The 6,198-nt window shown below is 40.6% G+C and carries 6 protein-coding genes; 1 reads left to right on the top strand and 5 read right to left on the bottom strand.

The window, feature by feature from the left end; translation table 11 throughout:
- The 5 genes from AC4PL9_RS07580 to AC4PL9_RS07560 form a co-directional block, all read right to left on the bottom strand.
- Positions 1-1,037, bottom strand: a 1,037-nt coding sequence (locus AC4PL9_RS07580) for a lipopolysaccharide biosynthesis protein (protein WP_491604146.1), incomplete at its 3' end; no start/stop codon positions are given.
- Positions 1,034-2,023 carry an SDR family NAD(P)-dependent oxidoreductase gene (locus AC4PL9_RS07575; RefSeq protein WP_491604145.1) on the bottom strand — a complete coding sequence of 330 codons (990 nt, stop codon included), beginning with the start codon at positions 2,021-2,023 and terminating at the stop codon, positions 1,034-1,036. The genes AC4PL9_RS07575 and AC4PL9_RS07580, both read right to left, overlap by 4 nt.
- A 148-nt stretch (positions 2,024-2,171) precedes the next feature.
- Positions 2,172-3,701, bottom strand: a complete 1,530-nt coding sequence (gene rny, locus AC4PL9_RS07570) for a ribonuclease Y (protein WP_491604144.1) — start codon at positions 3,699-3,701, stop codon at positions 2,172-2,174.
- A gap of 78 nt (positions 3,702-3,779) precedes the next feature.
- Entirely contained in the window at positions 3,780-4,061 is a 282-nt protein-coding gene (locus tag AC4PL9_RS07565) for a cell division protein ZapA (RefSeq protein ID WP_491604143.1), read from the bottom strand.
- Between the two features lie 2 nt (positions 4,062-4,063).
- On the bottom strand, positions 4,064-4,345 hold the full coding sequence (locus AC4PL9_RS07560; RefSeq protein ID WP_491604142.1) for a hypothetical protein: 282 nt from the start codon (positions 4,343-4,345) through the stop codon (positions 4,064-4,066).
- Between the two features lie 143 nt (positions 4,346-4,488).
- Between AC4PL9_RS07560 and AC4PL9_RS07555 the strand changes: the two genes are divergently transcribed.
- On the top strand, positions 4,489-6,198 hold the full coding sequence (locus AC4PL9_RS07555) for a M23 family metallopeptidase (RefSeq protein WP_491604141.1): 1,710 nt from the start codon (positions 4,489-4,491) through the stop codon (positions 6,196-6,198).

Raw genomic sequence — 6,198 nt, 5'->3', positions numbered from 1 at the left:
GAAGCAATAAAGTTTGTCATTAACCAGAAAGACATAATTTCAGAATAGTACCCCGAAGTAAGCCAGTTGTCTCCGAAAACGAATCCGAAAAGAGGTTCTCCGAAGAAGTAAATGATGGAGAAGGCTGGTATAGATACGGCAAGCAAAAGCAAAGTTGTTCTTCGTAGCAATTGGTAGATAGACTCTCCACGGTTGACCATTTCAGAACAGCGGTTGAAAAAAACCTGGCCAATGGAAGTGCCAATGACCATTATTGGTAGTCGTAGGATGGTGTAAGAGTGACTGTATGACCCGAAGATGTCTTTACTGAAAAAATAAATGATTAGTGTGGCAACGAGCAAATCCCTTCCCAAATCAATTAATACGTGAGGTAAGCTCACCATGGGGAATTGGCGATATTCACTTACAAGCGCAAAGGTCTTTTTTCTTGATCGTGATATACGATGTGTTTTATCAATACTGAAATACTCTTTCATGAAGGTTAGACTGGAAGCGATATAACCGATCAGTGTCCCCAGTAAAAGCCCCCATGAGCCCCAACTGAAAAGACCAAAAATCCATCTGAGTCCGTTGGAAGTAAGGGAGTTAATTACGCGTGAGTTGGAAATTTTTCTGAATTGTTTTTTGCGAATTGCCCAATTTGTTCCGAGGTTAATAAAGACAAGAAAGAAGGAACTGATTAACGTGATAGAAATAAACAGTACTTCATTCAGGTTGAAAGACTTGGTGATAAGATAAATTAAACTCACCAATACAGAGCCTGCGAGCGTATAGAGGGCTATTCGCAATGAAAGTCGATACAAAAGATAAGAGTGAGAGTCGCTTTTAGGAAGAGGTAACGACAGCTCATATCTTGCAGATGCTAACGCTGAAAGAAAACTGATCGCACGCATGTATACCCCGAGATCACCCATTTGTTCAGGAGTATAGATACGTGTGAGTATGGGAGATATAAGATAGCCTATGGCCTGAGCCATAACCGTACCTGTCATTAAGATCATGACAGATTTTAGAAAATCATTTTTTGCGAGTTTCACGAATGAAAGATTGATTTCAGGTACTTAGCCATTCCATCATGGAATAGAATCGGATCACTGTAACCAATTAATTCGGTGGTAGTACTAATAGCAGCTAAAGAATCTCTGATGTCTCCCGGGCGAGGCGGACCATTAGTGATCTTTGTTTCGGGATGATATTTCCCCATTTCCAGAAGAGCTTCTTTTATAGATGCAATCACTTTGTTTAATGAGAAATAATCTCCACAGGCCACATTGACTACCTTACCAAATGCTTCAGAATTAGTTGTCGAAAGACCTAGAAGATTGGCACGAACAGCATTTTCCACATAGGTGAAATCCCTTGTTTGCTCTCCATCGCCATGAATTGTTATTTCGCCCCCGCTGAGCATAGCATCAATAAATTTAGGAATAGCAGCAGCGTATACGCCTTTGGGGTCTTGTTTAGGACCAAAGACGTTGAAATAACGCAGTCCTATTGTTTCTGTTTGATGTAATCTGTTGTATACACCCGCATATTCCTCATTCAGGTGTTTTGTGACAGCGTAAGGGCTTAACAGTTTCCCCTCGGATCCGATGGTCTTGGGTGAAATCTTACTGTCTCCATACACGGAAGAAGAACTGGCATATACAAAACGTTTTATATTCTTTTCTCTCACCGCCTCCAATAAAGTAAGGAAACCTGTAGCATTCACATCATGCGTTGTCAGGGGGAGAGCAATAGAACGGGGTACAGAACCCAGCGCAGCCTGATGGGAAACGAGATCGATTCCATTCAAAGCTTCCAGACAATCATCGTGTTTACGGATGTCTCCACGGAAAAAGTCAAATTGGGGATTGTTCTCAAATTCTTCAATGTTTTGAATCCGGCCCGTTTCCAAATTATCAAAAACCCGGACACGTGCTCCCAGTTCCAGAAGTTTTCCGGTAAGGTTTGACCCGATAAAGCCGGCTCCTCCGGTGACAAGTACATATTTATCTTTGAAAAAATCTGCTAATTGATCCATCCCTGTTTTTTTGCGATGGAAAGTTACAAGTTGTTGAGAACAAATACAAGGTTGTGACGTGGAATTGATGTTGAATAGAAGAAATGGAGTAAAAATAAAAAGAGGCACATGTCGTGCCTCTTTTTATTTAATATAAGAATCCGATTGCTTATTTTGCATAAGTAACGGAACGTTTTTCCCGTATCAGAGTTACTTTTACCTGGCCTGGATAAGTCATCTCTTCCTGAATTTGTTGTGAGATGGCAAAAGATAATTCATCTGCACGTTGATCGGATACTTTCTCACTTTCAACAATTACGCGAAGTTCCCGGCCCGCCTGAATAGCATAGGCTTTGGATACCCCTTCGTATGAAAGTGCCAGATTCTCCAGATCTTTAATTCGTTTGATGTATGACTCAACCATTTCTCGTCTGGCTCCCGGACGGGCTCCCGAAATGGCATCACAAACCTGCACAATAGGAGCGATAAGCGTTGTCATTTCAATTTCGTCATGGTGCGCTCCAATAGCGTTACATACATCCGCTTTTTCACCGTGCTTTTCTGCCCACTTCATACCCAGAATAGCGTGTGGTAATTCTGGCTCTTCGTCCGGAACTTTTCCAATATCGTGTAGTAGTCCGGCGCGTTTTGCAAGTTTTACGTTTAATCCTAATTCGGAAGCCATGATTGCACAAAGGTTGGCTACCTCACGCGAGTGTTGAAGCAGGTTTTGCCCGTATGAAGATCTGTATTTCATACGTCCTACTGCTCTTGTTAGTTCAGGGTGAAGACCATGAATCCCAAGATCTATACAGGTTCTTCTTCCTGTTTCTGTAATCTCTTCTTCCAGTGATTTTTTGGTTTTTGCAACTACCTCTTCAATTCTTGCCGGGTGAATACGTCCGTCAGAAACAAGTTGGTGAAGAGCAAGCCGGGCGATCTCTCTTCTCACCGGATCAAAACAAGAAAGGATAATCGCTTCAGGCGTGTCGTCCACAATAATTTCTACACCCGTAGCCGCTTCAAGTGCACGAATATTTCTTCCTTCCCGACCGATAATTCGCCCTTTCACTTCGTCACTGTCTATGTTGAAAACAGATACTGAATTTTCGATTGCCTGCTCGGTTGCAACGCGTTGGATCGATTGGATAACAATTTTCTTTGCTTCTCTCGTAGCATTGAGTTTTGCCTCATCCGTTATATCCTTGATAGATTGCATCGCATTTGTGCGGGCTTCATCTTTTAATGCTTCCATCAAAAGATTTTTTGCTTCTTCAGGAGTCATGTTTGAAACTTTTGAAAGTTCTGCAACACGTTTACTCTGAATCTTTTCCAACTCAGACTTTTTTACATTAATAACCTCAATTTGTTCTTCCAGATCCGATTTAAGGTTCTGTACTTCTTTTTCTTTGCGGGTTACATTCTCAAATTTCTGAGACAGGGACTGCTCTTTTGCACGTGCTTTATCTTCCAATGATTGAAACTTTCGTTCTCGATCTTTCATTGATTTTTCATGCTCTTCTTTCAATTGCAGAAACTTTTCCTTGGCTTGAAGTATTTTATCTTTCTTCAACGTTTCTCCTTGTTTTTCTGCTTCTTCAAGAATTTGTTTTCGCTTCTTTTTAAGGAGTGTGTTGAGCAGAAGTACGGTTGCCGCACCACCGATTACTATACCGATTATTATTCCTATTGGATCCATTTGTTTGTACTATATGTTAAAAAAAACACCAATGCCTGCACTTCAAAAGTACACGAACATTGGTGGGTAAAATCTTGCCTATTTATTCAATTCTTCCAAAAGTTCCCGTAATGCATTTGTTTGTGCAGAAAGGTTTATTTTGGGTTCGGATGTGTTTCCTGTTGCCGGTTTGGCTGCAATTTGTAATGCGGCCATAGCCAATAGGTCCTGAACATCTTTTACAGCATAATTGTCCTGAAGGTGCTTTATCCGACGGTTTATATCTTCGGCAGCAGATTCAACATTTTCCTTTTCGGTTTCATCAACCATCAATGGATAGGTTCTGCCAGCTACAATCACTTTTATGGACAACTTTGCCATCTTTATTGTTTAAGATGATGAATACATTCATCAATTTCCCTCACCAGTTCGTCAATGCGATTATTGAAAATAGTATCAGTAGATTCACTAATCACATTATCTGATAACTGAGTCAGTTGTTGTTTCAGGTCGTTTACCTGTTCTTCCAACTCAGCTTTTTCAGAAAGAAGCAAATTAACTTTAGTCTGAAGTGTCTCTATCTGAATTGCTCTCTCCGCCACTTCGGATTTTAAGCTTTTCGACTTTTCAGCTACTCGTTGAATTAAATTGTTTAATTCGTTCATTTTGTTAATTGCCTTTGCACAAAAGTAACACAGCGGAGACGAATTTCAAATTTTTTTAATCGGAATTTTCAGTACAAAATTGTATAGGTAGAAGAGATAGGGAGAATGTTCATGAATTTCTTTTTCGTTCCTATCTTTGTAAAATGAGATGTTTGTTCGCTTTTGTGTTGTTGAGTTTGTGTTCCGGTAATCTTTTGAGTCAGTACCAATTTGATGAGCCTTTACATTCTCCGGTTGGGATTCCAATAGTGCTGGCGGCTAATTTCGGAGAGTTGCGCTCGAATCATTTTCACACGGGAATTGATATCAAAACAAAAGGTACCGAAGGATATAGACTCTATGCCATTGCAGATGGGTATGTTTCCCGTATAAAGGTCTCTCCTTATGGATATGGAAAAGCTATTTATATCGATCATCCGGCACTGGGGATAACGAGTGTATATGCACATTGTCAACACTTTTACGGGACAATTGAAGAATACGTTCTCACGGAACAAGTGAAACAAGAATTTTTTGAGATTGAACTATTTCCCGGGACAGAGAAATTAACGGTAAAAAAAGGAGAGGTAATAGCTATATCCGGTAATACGGGAGGTTCGTCAGCTCCTCATTTGCATTTTGAAATTCGGGATACGAAAACAGAGCACCCGCTAAACCCGTTATTGTTTGATTTTCTGGATGTGGCAGATGCCAGAGCTCCTGAAATACGGGCTGTGAAGTTATACGCATTGAGTAAAATGGGATACAGAATTCCCGGAAAAGAGAAAGTGATCCCAACTGTTTTATCCGGTAGAGAATATACCGTTTCCGGGAAAAAAGTTACGCTGCCATCACATTTTTGTTCTGAAAACGGTGGTGTAGGTTTGGCTGTTCGTGTTATTGATCGTTACGATGCAGCTCAAAATGTCTGTGGGATTTATGAAGGTAGACTTATGCTGAATACAGATACGGTATATATGCAACAGATGAAAGAACTGGATTTTGCTGTCAACAGGCAGATTAACACGCACATGGATTATGAAGAGTTTAAGTTTAAAAGGTTAGGTTTTGAAAAGTATTTCCGGACTCCGTACAATAAATTACCGATATATCCGAATACAGACTCCGGTATATTGGGACTGTATCCGGGGAATTCCTACCAAATGCATTATAACGCACTAGATATTGCCGGGAATAGTCGGGACATGAGGTTTACATTGGATATTACAGCAGGAGAATTACGTAAGGAGGATACTCCATGGGACGTATATAATCCGGGGTATATGTATCCGGACAGTATCTACACTTTCGAATCTTCTTCCTGCCAGATCCTTTTCAGGGATTACCTGTTGTATGAACCGGTGCTTAAAAATTTTCAATGTGAGGAAGGGAAGGTGGTATTTGGTGATGCAAAAACACCGGTAGATGGAACCTATAGGTTAGCTATGAAACTACCTGAAACACTCGGAAACAGGGATAAAACAATTATTGTGCATACTGATCACAGAGGACGTCAAAAAGCACTCCAATCGGAAGTTAGAGAAGGATGGATTCTTACAATGCCAAAAGAGATGGGGACTTTTGAAATACAGGAGGATACTATAGCTCCCGAAGTGAGGAGTACGAATTTTGTGAATGGAGGGTCGGTGACAGGAAAAACATTGTTAACATGGACGGTATCAGATGACCTTTCCGGAGTTGCAGAATATGCCGTATATATCAATGGAAAGTACCGGGTACTAGAGTTTGAACCCAAGAGAGATCAGTTATTTACGTCAATCACTGAACTGGAGGCAGGGGTACATCAGGTAAAACTGGTTGTGAAAGACGGGGTAGGTAATGAAGCAGTCGAACAATACGAAATAAAGAAATAG

The organism is Wandonia sp. (assembly GCF_984588085.1).
The sequence above is the reverse complement of the archived record's forward strand: the minus strand, read 5'-3'. Positions and strand labels throughout refer to the sequence as shown.

Coding starts and splice junctions, on each gene's coding strand:
- AC4PL9_RS07575 (WP_491604145.1), bottom strand. CDS start 2,023: ATGGATCAATTAGCAGATTTTTTCAAAGATAAATATGTACTTGTCACC.
- rny (WP_491604144.1), bottom strand. CDS start 3,701: ATGGATCCAATAGGAATAATAATCGGTATAGTAATCGGTGGTGCGGCA.
- AC4PL9_RS07565 (WP_491604143.1), bottom strand. CDS start 4,061: ATGGCAAAGTTGTCCATAAAAGTGATTGTAGCTGGCAGAACCTATCCA.
- AC4PL9_RS07560 (WP_491604142.1), bottom strand. CDS start 4,345: ATGAACGAATTAAACAATTTAATTCAACGAGTAGCTGAAAAGTCGAAA.
- AC4PL9_RS07555 (WP_491604141.1), top strand. CDS start 4,489: ATGAGATGTTTGTTCGCTTTTGTGTTGTTGAGTTTGTGTTCCGGTAAT.